The sequence below is a fragment of the Microbacterium pygmaeum genome (genome assembly GCF_900100885.1).
In the GTDB taxonomy this organism is placed as follows: Bacteria; Actinomycetota; Actinomycetes; order Actinomycetales; family Microbacteriaceae; genus Microbacterium; species Microbacterium pygmaeum.
Genome location: NZ_LT629692.1, coordinates 2,093,749 through 2,110,257 on the forward strand (window position 1 = coordinate 2,093,749; position 16,509 = coordinate 2,110,257).

The 16,509-nt window shown below is 70.5% G+C and carries 13 protein-coding genes and 2 riboswitches; of the genes, 4 read left to right on the top strand and 9 right to left on the bottom strand.

Annotated features, from left to right (window positions below):
• Positions 1 to 13: 13 nt before the first annotated feature.
• From BLT19_RS09880 to BLT19_RS09910, 7 genes are all read right to left on the bottom strand, one after another.
• Positions 14 to 907 carry a hypothetical protein gene (locus tag BLT19_RS09880; RefSeq protein WP_091489287.1) on the bottom strand — a complete coding sequence of 298 codons (894 nt, stop codon included), beginning with the start codon at positions 905 to 907 and terminating at the stop codon, positions 14 to 16.
• Positions 908 to 1,085: 178 nt separating this feature from the next.
• Complete coding sequence (locus BLT19_RS09885; RefSeq protein WP_091489290.1) at positions 1,086 to 2,051, bottom strand: glycosyltransferase family 2 protein; 966 nt, start codon at positions 2,049 to 2,051, stop codon at positions 1,086 to 1,088.
• Positions 2,052 to 2,079: 28 nt separating this feature from the next.
• A complete protein-coding gene (locus tag BLT19_RS09890; RefSeq protein WP_091489293.1) occupies positions 2,080 to 3,231 on the bottom strand; it encodes a cysteine desulfurase family protein in 1,152 nt (383 codons plus the stop codon).
• Between the two features lies 1 nt (position 3,232).
• Positions 3,233 to 4,096 (bottom strand): carboxylating nicotinate-nucleotide diphosphorylase, encoded by an 864-nt coding sequence (gene nadC / locus BLT19_RS09895; RefSeq protein ID WP_091489295.1) that lies wholly within the window; start codon positions 4,094 to 4,096, stop codon positions 3,233 to 3,235.
• Positions 4,096 to 5,745, bottom strand: coding sequence for an L-aspartate oxidase (gene nadB, locus BLT19_RS09900; protein WP_091489298.1), 1,650 nt, complete (start codon positions 5,743 to 5,745; stop codon positions 4,096 to 4,098). The genes nadC and nadB overlap by 1 nt, the downstream gene beginning before the upstream one ends.
• Entirely contained in the window at positions 5,742 to 7,097 is a 1,356-nt protein-coding gene (nadA, locus tag BLT19_RS09905) for a quinolinate synthase NadA (RefSeq protein ID WP_091489301.1), read from the bottom strand. The genes nadB and nadA overlap by 4 nt, the downstream gene beginning before the upstream one ends.
• Positions 7,094 to 7,840, bottom strand: coding sequence for an NUDIX hydrolase (locus tag BLT19_RS09910; protein ID WP_172825617.1), 747 nt, complete (start codon positions 7,838 to 7,840; stop codon positions 7,094 to 7,096). The genes nadA and BLT19_RS09910 overlap by 4 nt, the downstream gene beginning before the upstream one ends.
• A gap of 152 nt (positions 7,841 to 7,992) precedes the next feature.
• Here BLT19_RS09910 and BLT19_RS09915 point away from each other — a divergent pair, with 152 nt between their 5' ends.
• The 4 genes from BLT19_RS09915 to gcvP all read left to right on the top strand — a co-directional run bounded on the left by BLT19_RS09915 (position 7,993) and on the right by gcvP (position 13,929).
• A complete protein-coding gene (locus tag BLT19_RS09915) occupies positions 7,993 to 9,168 on the top strand; it encodes a MarP family serine protease (RefSeq protein ID WP_091489303.1) in 1,176 nt (391 codons plus the stop codon).
• A gap of 74 nt (positions 9,169 to 9,242) precedes the next feature.
• A riboswitch (glycine riboswitch) is annotated at positions 9,243 to 9,335 on the top strand.
• A riboswitch (glycine riboswitch) is annotated at positions 9,336 to 9,448 on the top strand.
• A gap of 44 nt (positions 9,449 to 9,492) precedes the next feature.
• Positions 9,493 to 10,626 (top strand): glycine cleavage system aminomethyltransferase GcvT, encoded by a 1,134-nt coding sequence (gene gcvT, locus BLT19_RS09920; protein ID WP_091489305.1) that lies wholly within the window; start codon positions 9,493 to 9,495, stop codon positions 10,624 to 10,626.
• A gap of 25 nt (positions 10,627 to 10,651) precedes the next feature.
• On the top strand, positions 10,652 to 11,035 hold the full coding sequence (gcvH, locus tag BLT19_RS09925) for a glycine cleavage system protein GcvH (RefSeq protein WP_091489307.1): 384 nt from the start codon (positions 10,652 to 10,654) through the stop codon (positions 11,033 to 11,035).
• Between the two features lie 53 nt (positions 11,036 to 11,088).
• Positions 11,089 to 13,929, top strand: a complete 2,841-nt coding sequence (gcvP, locus tag BLT19_RS09930) for an aminomethyl-transferring glycine dehydrogenase (protein WP_231917880.1) — start codon at positions 11,089 to 11,091, stop codon at positions 13,927 to 13,929.
• Positions 13,930 to 14,108: 179 nt separating this feature from the next.
• Here the strand turns inward: gcvP and BLT19_RS09935 are convergent, their stop codons facing one another.
• Together BLT19_RS09935 and BLT19_RS09940 are read right to left on the bottom strand one after the other, a co-directional pair.
• The gene (locus BLT19_RS09935; protein ID WP_091489312.1) at positions 14,109 to 15,053 is read right to left on the bottom strand and encodes a hypothetical protein; all 945 of its coding nucleotides are present in this window, start codon (positions 15,051 to 15,053) and stop codon (positions 14,109 to 14,111) included.
• 496 nt (positions 15,054 to 15,549) lie between these two features.
• Positions 15,550 to 16,416 (bottom strand): CPBP family intramembrane glutamic endopeptidase, encoded by an 867-nt coding sequence (locus BLT19_RS09940; RefSeq protein WP_091489315.1) that lies wholly within the window; start codon positions 16,414 to 16,416, stop codon positions 15,550 to 15,552.
• Between the last annotated feature and the right edge of the window lie 93 nt (positions 16,417 to 16,509).

A 16,509-nucleotide genomic window follows, 5' to 3' on the forward strand; every position in this document is an offset into this window, starting at 1 on the left:
CGATCGGGTCACGTCACCGGCCGAGCGCGGTGCGCAGGTCGGACAGGAACGCCCGCGGGTCGTCGAGATCGGCCTGTGTCACGCTCAGGTAGGTCCACCCGAGCGCCTCCAGGCGTCGTCTGCGCGCGAGATCCCGGCGCCACTGATCCTTGTCGCGGTGATGATCGCCCTCGTACTCGATGGCGACCTTCTCGCGCCGGTACGACAGATCCACTCTCGCCACGAAGCGGCCCGTTCCGTCGAAGACCGTGACGTTGCAGTCCGGCTTGGCGAGGCCGGCTTCGATGATCAGCACGCGCAGTTCGGATTCCTTGGGCGACTCAGATCCCTCATCCAGCAGCTCGAACGCGCGGCGAAGTCGCTCGATTCCGTGTCGGCCGGCGTGCCGGTCGACCTGCCGGCGCAGTTCCTCGCGACTTAGCTGACCGGTTCCGCGGCGGATCAGGTGGTCGCCAACGGCGACGAGTTCCCGCAGGTTGAGCTCGTCGACCAGATCACAGAACGTGCGCGCGGGGGTGGTGGCCACGATGCCCGTACGAACGTCGAACTCGTCGTCGGCCAGGGCGCGCTGATGCCCGCGGATGCGTTTGCCCCGCGGAGCGCGAACGCCGGTCGGGACGCAGACATGCAGCACGGGATCGGATGCTGCGGCTGGAGGCAGCGGCAACGCATGCAGTCGTGCTGCGGTGATGTGGCTGAAGACCGCCGTTCTGGGAAGTCTGGTGGCCTTGGCGCGACAGATGCTCGGCAGATCCAGCGTTCCGGCGGCGATGCGCACGCCGTAGAACGGAGCCTGGAGGTCCTTAGCGCGCGAGCGTTTGCGACTCACGCCCGCGTTCGGCGCCCGCCAGACCGAGAAGGGCTGCTCGCCCCAGGGTTCGGGGAGCGGTGCGGGTCGCCGGGGCATAGGTCCCAGCATCCGCTCCCCGCTATGGCGTCGGACGGTTATCCACCTGTGCAGGAGAGGATGAGGGCTTTCGTCGGTGCGAGTTGACCCAATCGGCCCACTCCGGCGTTCGGGAGTGGGCCGATTGGGTCAAGTCGAGGAAAGAGGAGCGATCCAAGCAGGGGAGCGGGGCGGGGGGCTACCAGCGTGCGGCCTCCGTCGCACCGGCAGGAAGGGTCAGCCCTGCGGCATCCGGCCTCGAGATCAGGTCGCGGACGAAGGCGCCCAGCGCTGCGGCATAGCCGGGGTCCGCGTGCTCGCGCGCGATCTCCACGAGCGGCGGCAGGTCCATCGCGAGGATGAGCCGCACACGCTCTGCGGCGGCGGCCGGGTGTCCGGCCGAATCGAGGACGTCGATCCCCCCGGCCATCGCCGCGAGGTAGTCGTGCAGGACCGGCAGCGCCGCCTTGTGCTGCGTGATCGAGGAGCCGTCTGCGCGCTCACGCCAGTGCACCAGGACGTCCGGGACGGTGTCGAAGGCGTTCGCACGCGCGTACATCTGCTGCGCCACGATCTGGTCCTCGTAGAGGCGCCCCTCGGGGAAGCGCAGACCATTGCGCCGCCAGAAGCCGGTGCGGCTCACCTTCGACCAGGCGACGATGTTGCCCGATGCGGCGGGATGCTCGTCGATGGTCGTGCTCCGCCGGGCCGGGGCGGTCGCGGCGGCGACCCACGGCTGGATGACGCCGGGCCTGTAGGCGCCGGTCGCATCGGGGCGCAGTCGCACGTAGGCGCCGAGCGCGAAGTCGCTTCCACTGGACTCGAGCGAGCCGATCAGGCGGTCCAGGGCACCGGGAGTGAGGACGTCGTCGGCGTCGAGGAACCCCAGATACGGCGTCTGGACGAGCTCGAGCCCGGCATTGCGCGCGGCACCGAGGCCGCGCCTGCGGTCCTGATGCACGACGCGGAAGCGGGGGTCGGCCGCCGCGGCGGCATCGAAGCGGATGCCGGTGGCATCGGTTGACGCATCGTCGACGAGGATCGCGTTCCAGTCCGTCCGCGTCTGCGCGCGCAGCGAGTCCAGCGCGTCGTCGACGTAGGGCTCGACATCGAATCCGGGCACGATGACGGTCACGGCCGCAGGGGCGCCGGCGAGGGTGCTCATTCGTGCGAGTGTAGGGCCACCGAGGCGTTCACCGGCCGAGTGAGACGGCGTCGACGGATGCCGCGACCGCGGTGGCCGCGGCATCCAACGGCTCTCGCTGATCGTGCGCGAACGTGAAGCGGACGGCGGTCTGCGCGACCTCCGGCGCAACACCCATCGCAAGAAGGACGTGGGATGGTTCGTCACTGCCCGCGGCGCACGCCGACCCGCTCGATGAGACGAAACCACGTCGCTCCAGTTCGAGCAGCACCGCCTCGCCGCTCGTCCCGGCGAAGGTGAAGCTGGCGGTCCCCGGGAGGCGGCGCGTGGAATCACCGGTCAGCCGTGCACTCGGCACCGCGCTGAGGACCTGTGCGACGAAGCGATCGCGGAGCGCCCCGACGCGCTCGGCCGATTCCTCGCGCTCGCGTTCGGCGAGCTCGAGCGCCGTCGCGAACCCGACGGCGGCTGCGACATCCTCGGTGCCGCTGCGGCGGCCGCGCTCCTGACCGCCACCGTGCAGCAGGGGCTCCAGGGGGATGCGGCCGCGTACCGCGAGCACACCGGATCCCTTCGGAGCACCGAGCTTGTGACCGGCGAGCGCGATCGCGTCGACGCCGAGCGAGGCGGCATCCAGCGGCAGCCAGCCGGCGGCCTGGACGGCGTCGATGTGAAGGGGGAGGCGGGGGGCGACGGCACGGACGGCGACGGAGATCGCGGCAGTGTCCTGCACGGTGCCGACCTCGTTGTTGGCGTAGCCGAAGGCGATGAGAGCGGTGTCCGCGCGCACCGCCGCCGCGACCTCGTCCGGATCGAGCCGGCCGAACCCGTCGACGGGGATGCTCGTCACCTCGAAGCCGTGCACGCGGGCGAGGTAATCGGCTGACTCCAGGATCGACTCGTGCTCGATGGGGGTCGTGATCAGGTGCTGGGCGCCGCTGTGCAGCATCGCGGCGATGCCGATGCCCTTGAGTGCCAGGTTGTTCGCCTCGGTGCCGCCGGAGGTGAAGACGATGTCTCCGGGGCGCATGCCCAGGGTCGTCGCGACGCGCGTCCGGGCATCGGAGAGGGCTTCGGCCGCCCCCTCGCCCACGGTGTGGTGGCTCGAGGGGTTGCCGAACCGGGTCGTCAGGAACGGCAGCATCGCCTCGAGGACCTCGGGCCGCACCGGCGTCGTGGCGGCGTTGTCGAGGTAGAGCACGTCAGTCCTCCGGCGCGGTGATCCGGACGTCCAGGCCCAGGTCGAGCGCGCGCGCGGAGTGCGTCAGCGCGCCCACCGAGATGACGTCGACACCGGTCCCGGCGATGGCGCGCACCGTCTCGAGGCTGACGCCGCCGGATGCCTCCACCACCGCGCGACCGGCGACCAGGCCGACGCCGGTGCGGAGGTCGTCGAGCGAGAAGTTGTCGAGCATGATCGTGCCGATCCCGGCCGCCAGGACCGGTTCGATCTGGTCGAGCCGGTCGACCTCGACCTCGATGTGGGTGGTGTGCGGCAGCCGTTCCTTCGCCCCCAGCAGGGCGGCGGTCACCGACGAGTGCGTCGCGGCGAGGATCGCGAGGTGATTGTCCTTGGCCATCACCGCATCCGACAGCGAGTGCCGGTGGTTGCGCCCGCCGCCGTTCACGACCGCGTGGCGCTCGAAGGCGCGCAGGCCCGGCGTCGTCTTGCGGGTGTCGGCGATGCGGGCGCGCGTACCCTCGACCTCTGCGACGTAGCGGGCCGTGAGCGTGGCGATCCCGCTCATGCGCTGCACGAAGTTCAGCCCGATGCGCTCCGCAGTGAGCACCGAGCGGGCGGGCCCGGACACCACAGCGAGCACGGCGCCCTTCGCAAACGCGTCGCCGTCCTGGACGCGCAGCTGCACATCGACGCGCGGGTCGGTCAGCCGGAACGCGGCGGAGAACACCTCGCCACCGCTGAAGATCCCCGGCTCGCGCGCGACCAGCTCGGCGCTCGCCGTCGCCTGCTCGGGGATGAGGTACTCGCTGGTGAGGTCGCCCCACGGCGCGTCCTCCTCGAGCGCCGCGGCGACTGCCCGGTCGATCGTGGGGCGGGTGAGCATCAGCGCGCTCCGCCGGAGAGAACGGCCGGTTCCGGCGCATCCGCACGACTGCGCTCGTCGTCGCGACGATAGTGCGCGCCGACCGACGTGCGTCGTGCGAGGGCAGCGAGGACGAGCTGCTCGGCGACGATCAGAAGGTTCTCGTCCTCGAACTCGGCCTCGGTCCGCGGCGTGCGCCTGGCGGACCGCCACGCGGCGAGGATGGATGCCGCTCGAGCGAGCCCCGCCGCATCGCGAACGAGACCGGCGTCATCCCACATGAGCGCTTGCAGGGTGTGGCGGCTGAAGGGCGGTCTTTCGACGGGCTCGGGAACCTGAGCCGGCGCAGGGGCCGACGCCGCTTCGAGGTCCGACGCACGCTCGGCGACCGGGGCGACGATGGTGGGCCATGCTCCGGATGCCGCATCCGCGACGATCGCGTCGCCGGCGCGCGCGCCGAACACGGCGCCCTCCAGCAGCGAGTTGGATGCGAGGCGGTTGGCTCCGTGGACGCCGGTGCGGGCGACCTCGCCGACCGCGTACAGACCGGGGATGCTGGTGCGGCCGTCGAGATCGGTGACCACGCCCCCCATCAGGTAGTGCGCGGCCGGGGTCACCGGGATGGGTACGCGCGACCAGTCGAGACCGCGATCGCGGACCGCCCGGTCGATCGTCGGGAACCGCCGGGCCAGGAACGCCGCGGTCTCCTCCGGCGTCGGTCGCAGATGCGTCGCGTCCAGGAACACCGCTCGCCCGTGCTGCGCCTCCATCTGCCGGGCGATCGCGCGCGCGACGACGTCGCGGGGCGCCAGCTCGCCGTCCGGGTGCGCGTCGAAGACGAAGCGCCGGCCGTGCTCGTCGATCAGCGTCGCGCCCTCGCCGCGAACGGCCTCGGAGACCAGGAACGCCTCGCCGACCGCGCCTTCGGCGCCGTCCATGCCGTCCAGCACGGTCGGGTGGAACTGGAAGAACTCGAGGTCGGTGACCTCGGCGCCGGCGCGCAGCGCGGCGGCGATGCCGTCGCCGGTGGCGACCGGGGGATTGGTGGTGTGCGAGTACAGCTCGCCCGCCCCGCCGGTGGCCAGCACGACCGCGTCGGCGACGATCTGCTCGCGGACGCCGCTCACCGCGGTCGATGCCCGCGAGCCCGGGCGATCGCCGACCAGGAGGTCGACACCGGTGACTCGACCGTCGGTGACGAGCAGGTCGACCAGGAACGCGTGCTCGAGGACGCGCACGTCACTGGCGCGCAGGCGCGCGACGAGCGCCTTCTCGATCGCGGTGCCGGTGGCATCACCCCCCGAGTGCAGGATGCGCGGGTAGGAGTGCGCGGCCTCGAGGCCCTTGACGAATTCCCCGTCCGCGGCCCGATCGAAAGCCACGCCCAGATCGATGAGTTCGCGGATGCGTGCCGGTCCCTCGTCCACGAGGATGCGCACCGCCTCCGGATCGCTGAGCCCTGCGCCGGCGGTGAGGGTGTCGCGGACGTGATCCTCGACACGATCGTCGGCGAACATGACCCCCGCGATGCCGCCCTGGGCGTAGCGGGTGTTCGCGTGCTCCAGGACGTCCTTCGTGACCAGCGTCACGCGGCACCCGGCGTCCAGGGCGTGCAGCGCGACGGTCAGGCCGGCGATGCCGCTGCCCACAACGACGGCGTGCGTGGTCACGACAGCGACTCCGCGACGGGCGCAGGGGCTGCCGGGGGCTTGGCCGCCAGCATCCGCTCCAGGGCCAGGCGAGCCGGCTCGGCGACATCCAGCGGGACCTCGATGCGGTTGCGCACCTCGCCCTCGACGAGTCCGTCCAGGACCCACGCCAGGTAGCCGGGGTGAATGCGGTACATGGTCGAGCAGGGGCAGACCACGGGATCCAGGCAGAAGATCTCGTGCTGGGGGTTTGCCGCGGCCAGACGCTGCACGAGGTTCACCTCGGTGCCGATGGCGAAGGTGGTCGGCTCGGTGGCGGCCTCGATCGCCTTGCGGATGTAGTCGGTCGAGCCGGCCTCGTCCGCCGCGTCCACGACCGCCATCGGGCACTCCGGGTGCACGATCACCCGCACACCGGGGTGGGCGGCACGCGCTTGATCGATCTGGTCGACCGTGAAGCGACGGTGCACCGAGCAGAAGCCGTGCCAGAGGATCACCCGCGAGTCCGCGAGCTCGGCGGCGGTGCTGCCGCCGAAGGGCTTGCGCGGGTTCCACATCGGCATCTGCTCCAGCGGCACGCCCATCGCCTTGGCCGTGTTGCGGCCGAGGTGCTGATCAGGGAAGAACAGCACGCGACGACCCCGCTCGAAGGCCCACTCCAGCACGGTGCGCGCGTTGGAGGACGTGCAGACGATGCCGCCGTGGCGACCGACGAATCCCTTGATCGCGGCCGAGGAGTTCATGTACGTCACCGGGATGACCGGCACGAGGCCGTCGGCGTCGGGAGTGTCCATGTCGCCGTAGATCTCGGACAGCTGCTCCCAGCACTCCTCGACCTGGTCGATGTCGGCCATGTCGGCCATCGAGCACCCGGCAGCGAGGTTCGGCAGGATCACGGCCTGCTGCGGCTGTGAGAGCAGGTCGGCGGTCTCGGCCATGAAGTGCACGCCGCAGAACACGATCGCCTCGGCGTTCGGATGCTCCAGCGCCGCGTTGGCGAGCTGGAACGAGTCGCCGACGTAGTCGGCGTGGCGCACGACTTCTTCGCGCTGATAGAAGTGACCGAGCACCACCACCCGGTCGCCGAGTGCCGCCTTGGCCGCGACGATGCGAGCGTCGAGCTCGTCGTCGGACGCCTCGCGGTACTGCGCCGGGAGCTCCCCCTGACGTGGGGAGCCGGTGGGGATGACATCGCCCATCGATGAGCCCGGTCCGTAGCCGGGCCGCACATCGAAGGTCCACGGGCCCTCTGCCAGATCGGTGTTGCAGGTCTCCGCGGTCGAGGCGCCGGCGACGATCGCCTGGATGGCGTGGTCGACGGATGGGTCGGCGTCCTGCGGGCGCGGCTGCAGAGTCAGGAGTGTCGCGGTCATGACGTGCTCGATTCGTTCTCGGGTGTTCGTTCGGAGGCGAGGGGGCCGCGATCGGCGAGCTCGACGTCCTGGTTGTAGCGGTAGAAGCGTGCGGGGCGGTGACTTCCGGTGCGGAAGCGGTCGGTGGGGATGAGGGTTCCGGAGTTCTCGGCCTGCCGCCGGAAGTTCGCGGGGTCGAGCCGGCGGCCCAGGATCGACTCGTACACCTCGCGCAGTTCGGCGAGCGTGAACTCATCGGCCAGCAGCCCGTGCGCGATCCTGCTGTAGCCGACCTTGTTGCGCAGGCGCCACAGGGCGTACTCCACGATGTGGTTGTGGTCGAAGGCCAGACGGGGCAGCTCGGCGACGTCGTGCCACGAGACGTTCTCCACCGGCGCCGCGGGGATCTCGTCGGGTCGCACCAGCGCCCAGTACACGATCGAGACGACCCGGGTGGGGGAGCGGTCGACGGCCCCGAACGCGTAGAGCTGTTCGAGATAGCTCGGAGCGATGGCGGTGGTTTCAGCGAGCGTGCGGGATGCCGCGGCATCCAGGCTCTCGGTCGCATCCAGCCAACCGCCGGGCAGCGCCCACTGGCCCTCGTGCGGGTCGCGCGTGCGCATGACGAGCGGCACAACGACCGCGAGTCGGTCCGTGCCGGGATCCCTGCGCAGCGAGAAGATCACCGTGGACACCGCGACGCGGGTGACGTCGACGACTGCCTCCGGCGAAGCCCTGCGAGGTTCGATCAGCGTTTGTGTCATGATGACTCTTACCCTTCCTCGACGATCTTAGTGTCATGGTGACAAGAAGTGCAAACACACGGCGCACCGTTGTCTGTCGGCGTGGTCCCAGGCGGTTCTGCCTACGCTGAAGCGCTGGAACGCACTCGTAGCGAGCATCGGAAGGAACGAACGTGATCGTGGTGGAGATCGTGCTGATCGGCATCCTGCTGATCGCGCTGATCGCGGGCGTGCGCCGCGGCTTCGTCGCCAGCCTCGGATCCATCGTCGGGCTCGTCCTCGGCGGGATCGCCGCGTTCTGGCTCGTGCCGGTCGTCAATGACCTCTGGCCGTGGCAGAGCACACGGGTCGTCGCCGTCATCATCCTGACCATCGTGCTGCTGGTCGGCGGCGGTTTCGGCGGCGCGGCGGCCGGCGTGGCGCTGCGAAGCGGCGTCGACCGCACGCCGTTGCGCGTCTTCGACCGGATCCTGGGCGGGGCGCTCGCCGTTGTGGCCGGTGCCCTCTCGCTCACCCTCGTCTCCTCCGCACTCGTGTCGACCGGCACACCCGTCCTATCCACCGCGCTGGCGTCGTCGCAGGTGCTGCGCGCCATCGAGGGGATCACCCCCCGACCGGTCGCCGAAACGCTTGCGCGGGTGCGCTCGGCTGTCCTCGATGACGGGCTGCCGAGACTGGGCGAACTGCTCGCCCTCGACCAGGGCGGACCCACGGCTCCGCCCGTGTCGCTGGATGATCCGGTGCTCGCTCAGGCCGCGGCATCCGTCGCCCGCGTCTCCGGAACTGCCTGGGCGTGCGGGGTGAGCCAGACCGGGACGGGTTTCGTCCTGACCGCCGATCGGGTCGTGACCAACGCGCACGTCGTCGCCGGTGTCGACACGCCCATCGTCGAGCTGCCGGGGCAACCCGCGCGCGAGGGCCGGATCGTCTACTTCAACACGACGAACGATCTCGCGGTGATCGCCGTGGACGACCTGCAGGTCGCACCGCTGGCGGTCGTCTCGCCGATCGCGGTGGGAACGGCCGCCGTGATCCAGGGCTACCCCTACGGCGGGCCCTTCACGATGGTCAACGCCGCGGTGATCTCGACCGGGTCGCCGCCGGTGCCGGACATCTACGAGGAGTCCACGACCCCTCGCGAGATCTACGGCCTCGCCGCCGACGTGCAGCCGGGGAACTCAGGCGGGCCACTGCTGACGGCGGAGGGGGCGGTCGCCGGCGTGGTCTTCGCTCGTGCCGACGCAGACGAGCAGCGCGGCTACGCGATGACGACGACCGAGCTCGAGCCGGTGCTCCTGGCTGCCCCCGGGCTCTCCGACCCGGTCGGCACCGGGCGCTGCACGTCCTGAAACGCGGATGTCGCGCCGGGACGTTCCGGCCGGAGGCGTCCACTATGCTGGCAGGGCAATTCAACACACGGCCGACGATCCGGTCGGGAGAGCCTCGGCGCACGCCGAGCACCGAAGGAGCAAGCCTCCCCGCCAATCTCTCAGGTATCGCGTACCGCCCGGATCCGGCCACTCTGAAAAGCGATCCCGTTCTGGACGGGGTCCGCCGACGGTGAAAGCACCGCCTCCCGCTTCGACGGGGGCGGCGCGAAACTCTCAGGCCGATGACAGAGGGGGAGTTCACAGACGTCGCCCGGCGTCTGCCCGATCGCGACGGGAGAACTCATGACAGAACCCCGCTACACGCCGCTCCGCGCGCGCCATGAGGCGCTCGGCGCCTCCTTCACCGACTTCGGGGGTTGGGCGATGCCGGTCCGGTACACGTCCGATCTCGCCGAACATCACGCGGTGCGCACGGCGGCGGGGCTGTTCGACATCTCGCACATGGCCGAGTTCCTGATCTCCGGCGACGGCGCCGAGGCGTTCCTGGACTACGCGTTCGCGGGTCGGATCTCGACGATGTCGGAGGGGAAGGCGAAGTATTCGCTACTCCTCTCCGAGGGCGGCGGGATCATCGACGACGTGATCGTGTACCGGCTGGAAGCGGGCGCATGGGAGCATCCGTCACGGCCGTCGTTCCTGGTCATCTCCAATGCGGGCAATCGTGAGCAGGTTGCCGCAGCCCTGATCGAGCGGACGGCGGAGTTCGATGTCCGTGTCATCGACGTCACCGACGACTACTCGCTCATCGCAGTGCAGGGCCCGCTGGCCCGCGCCGTACTGGAATCGCTGCAGGACCTCACCGACCTCTCCCCGTCGCTGGATGACCTCAAGTACTACGCCGCCGCATCGGCGCGCTTCCACGACGCGCCGGTGCTGATCGCGCGCACCGGCTACACGGGCGAGAACGGCTACGAGCTGCTCATCGAGAACGCGCGTGCCGCACAGCTGTGGGACGCGCTGCTCGAGGTCGGCGCTGCGCTCGGCCTCGTCCCGGCCGGTCTCGCCGCGCGCGACACCCTGCGCCTCGAAGCCGGAATGCCGCTGTACGGTCACGAGCTCTCCCTCGACGTCCTGCCGGCGCAGGCGGGCCTCGCCCGCGTCGTGGCTGTGGACAAGGACGCCTTCGTCGGCAAGTCCGGTCTTTCGGCGATCGTCGCTGCCGACGCGCCGGTGCTGGTCGGCCTCGTCTCCGACGGCAGGCGCGCCGGTCGGGCCGGCTACGCCGTGCTGCAGGGCGAGAGCGTCGTCGGCGAGATCACCAGCGGCGCGCTGAGCCCCACCCTCGGGCATCCGATCGCCATGGCCTTCGTCACCCCCTCGGCCGGCGCCGAGGGAACCTCGCTGTTCATCGATGTTCGCGGTAACCGCATCCCCGCGACCGTCACCACACTGCCGTTCTATCGTCGTGCCCAGTAGCGACGCGCAACCTCCGGAGGATCCCATGACCGATCTGAACGCCCTTCAGTACACTGCCGAGCACGAGTGGATCGCCTTCGACGGCGACGTCGCCACCGTCGGCATCACCGACTTCGCCGCCGACAAGCTCGGCGACGTGGTGTACGTCGACCTCCCGGCCGCCGACGCGGCCGTCTCCGCCGGTCAGGTGGTCGGCGAGATCGAGTCGACGAAGTCGGTGGGCGAGCTGTACGCCCCGCTGACCGGTGCGGTCGTCGAGGCCAACCAGGCCGCGATCGATGACCCGTCGCTGGTCAACAGCGATCCGTACGGCGACGGCTGGCTGGTCAAGATCCGCGTGGGTGAGAAGGACTCGGCGGATCTGCTCGACCGCGCGGCCTACGTCGCGCTCACGGGCGGCGACGAGTGACGGGCACCTTCGCCGATCGGCACATCGGAACGGATGCCGACGCACAGCAGCTGATGCTCGGCGTGCTCGGATACGAGACGGTCGACGCGCTCGTGCAGGCGGCGGTGCCGGCATCCATCCATGTCCGGGAGCGATCCACCAGCGACATCCCGCCAGCGGCCACCGAGGCGGAGGCGCTGGCCGAGCTGCGAGAGCTGGGTGGCATGAACCAGGCCGCTCGCCCGATGATCGGGCTCGGCTACTACGACACGTTCACCCCGTCGGTGATCGCCCGCAACGTGCTGGAGAACCCGTCCTGGTACACGGCGTACACGCCCTACCAGCCGGAGATCTCGCAGGGGCGCCTGGAGGCCCTGATCAACTTCCAGACCATGGTCACAGACCTCACTGGCCTGGCGACGGCGAACGCGTCGATGCTCGACGAGTCCACGGCGGTGGTGGAGGGGATGCTGCTGGCCCGCCGCGCGTCCAAGAGCGCGTCGAACGTGTTCCTGGTCGATGCCGATGCGCTGCCGCAGACCAAAGCGCTGCTGCGCTCGCGCGCCGCGGCCGTCGGGATCGAGCTGCGTGAGATCGCGCTGGAGGCCGCGTCCGGCTCGGGCACGACGATCGACGAGCCGGCCGACGCGTTCGGCGCCTTCTTCCAGTACCCCGGGGCCTCCGGTCGGGTCGCCGACCCGTCCGGTGCCATCGCGGCGGTGCAGGCACAGGGCGGCCTCGCCGTCGTCGCCGCCGATCTCCTCGCGCTGACGCTGCTGCGCTCGCCGGGGTCGCTGGGTGCCGACGTCGCCGTGGGAACGACTCAGCGCTTCGGTGTGCCGCTCGGGTTCGGCGGACCCCACGCCGGCTACATGGCGGTGCGCTCCGGGCTTGAGCGGCAGCTGCCCGGACGCCTCGTCGGGGTCTCCCAGGATGCCGTGGGCCATCCCGCATACCGGCTGTCGCTGCAGACGCGCGAGCAGCACATCCGCCGGGAGAAGGCGACCTCGAACATCTGCACCGCGCAGGTGCTGCTGGCCGTGATGGCGGCGATGTACGCCGTCTATCACGGGCCGACCGGCCTGAAGGCGATCGCGACCGAGGTCGCGAAGAAGGCCGACGCGCTGGCGGAGCGGCTGCGCTCCTACGGTCTGACACCGACCGCCGACGCCTTCTTCGACACGATCCGCGTGGTGACCCCCGGTCCGTCCAAGCGGGTCATCGAGCGCGCACGGTCCAAGGGCTACCAGTTGTTCTGGGTGGACGACGCTACCGTGGGGATCGCGGTGGACGAGACCACCACCGCCGAGGACCTCGCCGCAGTCGCCTGGGCGTTCGGCCTGCCGGATGCCGACGAGCACGACGTGCGCGACCTGCCGTTCGACGATGCGGTGGCGCTGCGCGCGATCGCGGACGGCCTCCATCGCGATGACGCGTACCTGCAGCATCCGGTGTTCAACACGCACCGCTCGGAGACGGCGATGATGCGCTATCTCAAGCAGCTCGCCGACCGCGACTACGCACTGGACCGCGGAATGATCCCGCTCGGGTCGTGCACCATGAAGCTCAATGCCGCGACCGAGATGGCCGCGGTCTCGTGGCCGGAGTTCTCGCGCGTGCACCCCTTCGCGCCCGAAGCCGACGTGCGCGGCTACCTCGCCATGATCGAGCAGCTCGAGACCTGGCTGGCCGAGGTCACCGGGTACGACACCGTCTCGCTCCAGCCGAACGCGGGCTCGCAGGGCGAGCTGGCTGGGCTCCTCGCGATCCGCGGGTGGCACCGCTCGCGTGGCGACCTCGACCGCACGGTGTGCCTGATCCCGTCGTCGGCGCACGGCACGAACGCCGCTTCGGCGGTGCTGGCCGGCATGAAGGTCGTGGTCGTCGCCTGCGACGAGGCGGGCAACGTGGACCTCGACGACCTGCGCGCGAAGATCGCGGTGCACGCCGACGAGCTCTCGGCGCTGATGATCACCTATCCGTCCACGCACGGGGTGTACGAGCACGATGTGCTCGAGATCACGCAGGCCGTTCACGACGCCGGAGGCCAGGTGTACGTCGACGGCGCCAACCTGAACGCCCTGCTCGGGTACGCGCGGTTCGGCGACCTCGGCGGCGATGTGTCGCACCTGAACCTGCACAAGACGTTCGCCATCCCGCACGGCGGCGGCGGACCCGGCGTCGGTCCCGTCGCGGCGAAGGCGCACCTCGCACCGTTCCTGCCGTCGCATCCGTTCGCGCAGCGCGCCGATCATGCCGGCGGCCACGTCTTCGAGGGGGGAGTCGTCTCGGCGGCGCCGTACGGCTCGGCCGGCATCCTCCCGATCTCCTGGGCGTACATGCGCATGATGGGACTGCGCGGGCTGACGGATGCCACGGCGGCCGCGGTCCTCTCGGCGAACTACATCGCGGCGCGCCTGCAGGAGCACTTCCCGGTGCTGTACGCGGGGGAGGGCGGACTCGTCGCGCACGAGTGCATCCTCGACCTGCGTCCACTGCGGGAGGAGACCGGGGTGACCGTGGACGATGTCGCCAAGCGCCTCATCGACTACGGATTCCACGCGCCGACCATGTCGTTCCCGGTCGCGGGCACGCTGATGGTCGAGCCCACCGAATCCGAAGACCTCGGCGAGATCGACCGGTTCATCGACGCGATGATCGCGATCAAGGCGGAGGCCGCGCTCGTCGGCGCAGGGGAGTGGCCGGCCGACGACAACCCGCTGGTGAACGCCCCGCACACCGCCGAGACCGTGGTCGTCGGCGAGTGGGAGCACCCGTACTCGCGGGAACTCGCGGTCTATCCGGTGCACACGCTGGTGCGGACCAAGTACTGGCCACCGGTGCGCCGCATCGACCAGGCGTTCGGCGACCGCAACCTCGTGTGCGCGTGCCCGCCGATCGAGGCGTTCGCCTGAGCGGCGCGCGGGGGCCGGCCTCGCGGTGTCCGTTCGCGGCGACGCCGAGCCCCGGGATTCCCGGCGAGACGCGGGTTCGACGCCGAAACCCTGGTTCGACGCCGAAACCCCGGGTCGTGCACCCGGGTCTCGCGGCGCCTGCCGGGTGTCGCGAGTTGCCCATGGTCCCGCCGCGCGGCTCAACGCGGATTGTGACGCAACGTGCGCAGCAGCGCGAACTCACGCGGGCGAACCGTTGTCAGCCCCGCGGCATGCAGCTTGTCGCCGAGCGGCGAACTTCGCAGCGTGTCAGCCCAGTCCCAGCGGGCGAATCCGCCCTCGTGGCGGCGCAACCGGTCCTCGCGGATCTTCTCCCGCACGAAGTGCGCTTTCGCGCTCTCCGGATCGTGGGCGTCGTACTTCCCGTACCCGTCGGACTCGGCGACGATCCGGCGGCGCCGGAAGTAGAAGTCGGATCGGTCCCGGGCGCCCTCGTGGAAGAACTCGACCTGCAGCTCCGGCGCTTCGAAACCCAGCCATTCGATCACGGCGCGACTGACTGACTCGCCCACCGACTCGGCGGTCGCCGTCGCGCGCGCGTCGATCCAATCGAGTTGCCTCAGGCCTCGCCGGTCGGCGCGCTCCCGCCCCATCACGCCGAAGGTGGGTGTGCCGTTCAACGCCGTCTGGGAGCGCAGCGCCTTGTCCGCGACCGCGAGCGCGAACGCCGGCGGCAGCACTCGGCACAGCGCCAGCGCGGTGTCCACGTAGCTCGTCGTGCTCACGCCGCCGGTCGTCATCACCTCGAGGTCGTCGCTCGTCGCATGCACGACGACATCGCCGTAGCGGCGAGACTTCCCGCTCGAGTCGACGACGTGAATGTCGCGCGGTTCGCCGAAGAGCGGCACTCCGAGGCGGACCGCCGCAGACTCCAGGCAGAACACCGGTGCATCCCACATCAACGCAAGGGCTTCGACGCGGGCCGCGTAGCGCTCCCACGGCTTCATGCCCGCCCACACCTTCGCTTCGAGGTAGACGCCGCGCCGCACCTGATGCAACTCCGCATCACGTCGATACGGGCGGCGCAGAAGTGGGGCATCCCGGGTGAGGAAGAAGGGCAGCCCATCGCGCACGTCGTCGACCATGCAGACACTCTCCGTCGTCGCCGGGCACGCGGCAGAGATCCTGTCCTCGATGTGCGGAGTTCGGCAGCGCGGGCATGCTGTGCAGGAATCGGCGTGCGTCGCTGATTCGCCGAGACCGGGCACTTCGCGCCAGAACCGTGTGCGCGGGACCGGGTCTGGGTGCGAAGCGCCGGTCTCGGCGCCAGAGGGGGGACGGATGCCGCGTGGCTCCGGCGCGCCGGAGGTGCGCGGCGTGTCGGGCTCGGCGCCCCCGTCGGCGCTGGCGCCGGCGCTGCCGGATGTCGCCGAGACCCGGTACTTCGCGCGAGATCCGGGTGCACGGCGCCTGGTCTGGGCGCGCAACACTGGTCTCGCCGCCAGGGGAGCGGATGCCGCGCTGGACGGGGTCTGGGCGCGCAACACTGGTCTCGCCGCCAGGGGAGCGGATGCCGGGCGGCACGGGATCTGGGCGCGCAGGCCCCGGTCTGGCCGACCCAGGGGAGCGGATGCCGCGCGGCTACGGCGCCCCGGAGGGCGAGGGCGTCGGGGTGCCGGTCGAGGACGGCGCGGGCGCGAAGACCGCGGGCCAGAGCGCGGCGGCGAGCGGGTAGCCGACGAACGCGACGATATCCAGCAGGGTGTGGGCGATCACGAGCGGCATGATCCGCCCCCACCGGCGGTAGCACCAGCCGAAGACGACGCCCATCACGAAGTTGCCGACGATCGCTCCGACGCCCTGGTATGCGTGATACGCCCCGCGCAGCGCTGCCGTCGAGAGGATGATCGCCCACCACGACCAGCCCAGGCGACGCAGCCGGTCGAACAGGTACGCGATGAAGATGACCTCTTCGGTGAGCCCGGCCCGGACCGCCGAGAGCACGAGGAGCGGCACGATCCACCACGCCGAATCCAGGGGCGAGGCGACGACGGCGACGTTGAGCCCCAGCATCCGGGCTCCCGCGTACAGGGCGAGGCCGGGGATGCCGATGACGGCCGCGAGCAGGAAGCCGCGGCCCAGATCCCCGCCGAACCGGCTGAAGTCCAGGCCGATGCGCCGCAGCGCGTTCTGACCCGGTTCCCACAGCAGGTAGACCACCATCGCGACCAGCGCCAGCCCGAAGAAGATGCCGAGGAACTGGTAGAGCACGTTCCAGAGCGCTTCCGCATCGCGGTTCGGGTTCAGCTGCGTCTGCTGCTGGCCGATGGGCGTGCTGCGCAGCGACGCGCGCAGCAGCGACAGCACCGAGTACAGCGCAGACTGCCCGACCGTGATGGCCAGGAGGATGCAGATCTCCCAGGTGAGCCGGGTTCGGGATGCCGGCTCTGTCGTCAATCGCACATTCTCGAACGCCGATCTGGAGGTCACCTTGTCAGATTGCCACATCCGACTCCCGTTGAGTTAAGGCTCTGTAACGTTTTCCTGCGACGTTTTGAACATCTCATATGGCGTGCTTATGGTTTCCCTATCCGCGCCACT

What these genes read in the sequence shown, in the direction of transcription:
- BLT19_RS09910 (WP_172825617.1), bottom strand. Translation starts at nt 7,840, where the DNA reads ATGACACAAACGCTGATCGAACCTCGCAGGGCTTCGCCGGAGGCAGTC.
- nadC (WP_091489295.1), bottom strand. Translation starts at nt 4,096, where the DNA reads ATGCTCACCCGCCCCACGATCGACCGGGCAGTCGCCGCGGCGCTCGAG.
- BLT19_RS09880 (WP_091489287.1), bottom strand. Translation starts at nt 907, where the DNA reads ATGCCCCGGCGACCCGCACCGCTCCCCGAACCCTGGGGCGAGCAGCCC.
- nadA (WP_091489301.1), bottom strand. Translation starts at nt 7,097, where the DNA reads ATGACCGCGACACTCCTGACTCTGCAGCCGCGCCCGCAGGACGCCGAC.
- gcvT (WP_091489305.1), top strand. Translation starts at nt 9,493, where the DNA reads ATGACAGAACCCCGCTACACGCCGCTCCGCGCGCGCCATGAGGCGCTC.
- BLT19_RS09885 (WP_091489290.1), bottom strand. Translation starts at nt 2,051, where the DNA reads ATGAGCACCCTCGCCGGCGCCCCTGCGGCCGTGACCGTCATCGTGCCC.
- BLT19_RS09935 (WP_091489312.1), bottom strand. Translation starts at nt 15,053, where the DNA reads ATGGTCGACGACGTGCGCGATGGGCTGCCCTTCTTCCTCACCCGGGAT.
- gcvH (WP_091489307.1), top strand. Translation starts at nt 10,652, where the DNA reads ATGACCGATCTGAACGCCCTTCAGTACACTGCCGAGCACGAGTGGATC.
- BLT19_RS09940 (WP_091489315.1), bottom strand. Translation starts at nt 16,416, where the DNA reads ATGTGGCAATCTGACAAGGTGACCTCCAGATCGGCGTTCGAGAATGTG.
- gcvP (WP_231917880.1), top strand. Translation starts at nt 11,089, where the DNA reads ATGCTCGGCGTGCTCGGATACGAGACGGTCGACGCGCTCGTGCAGGCG.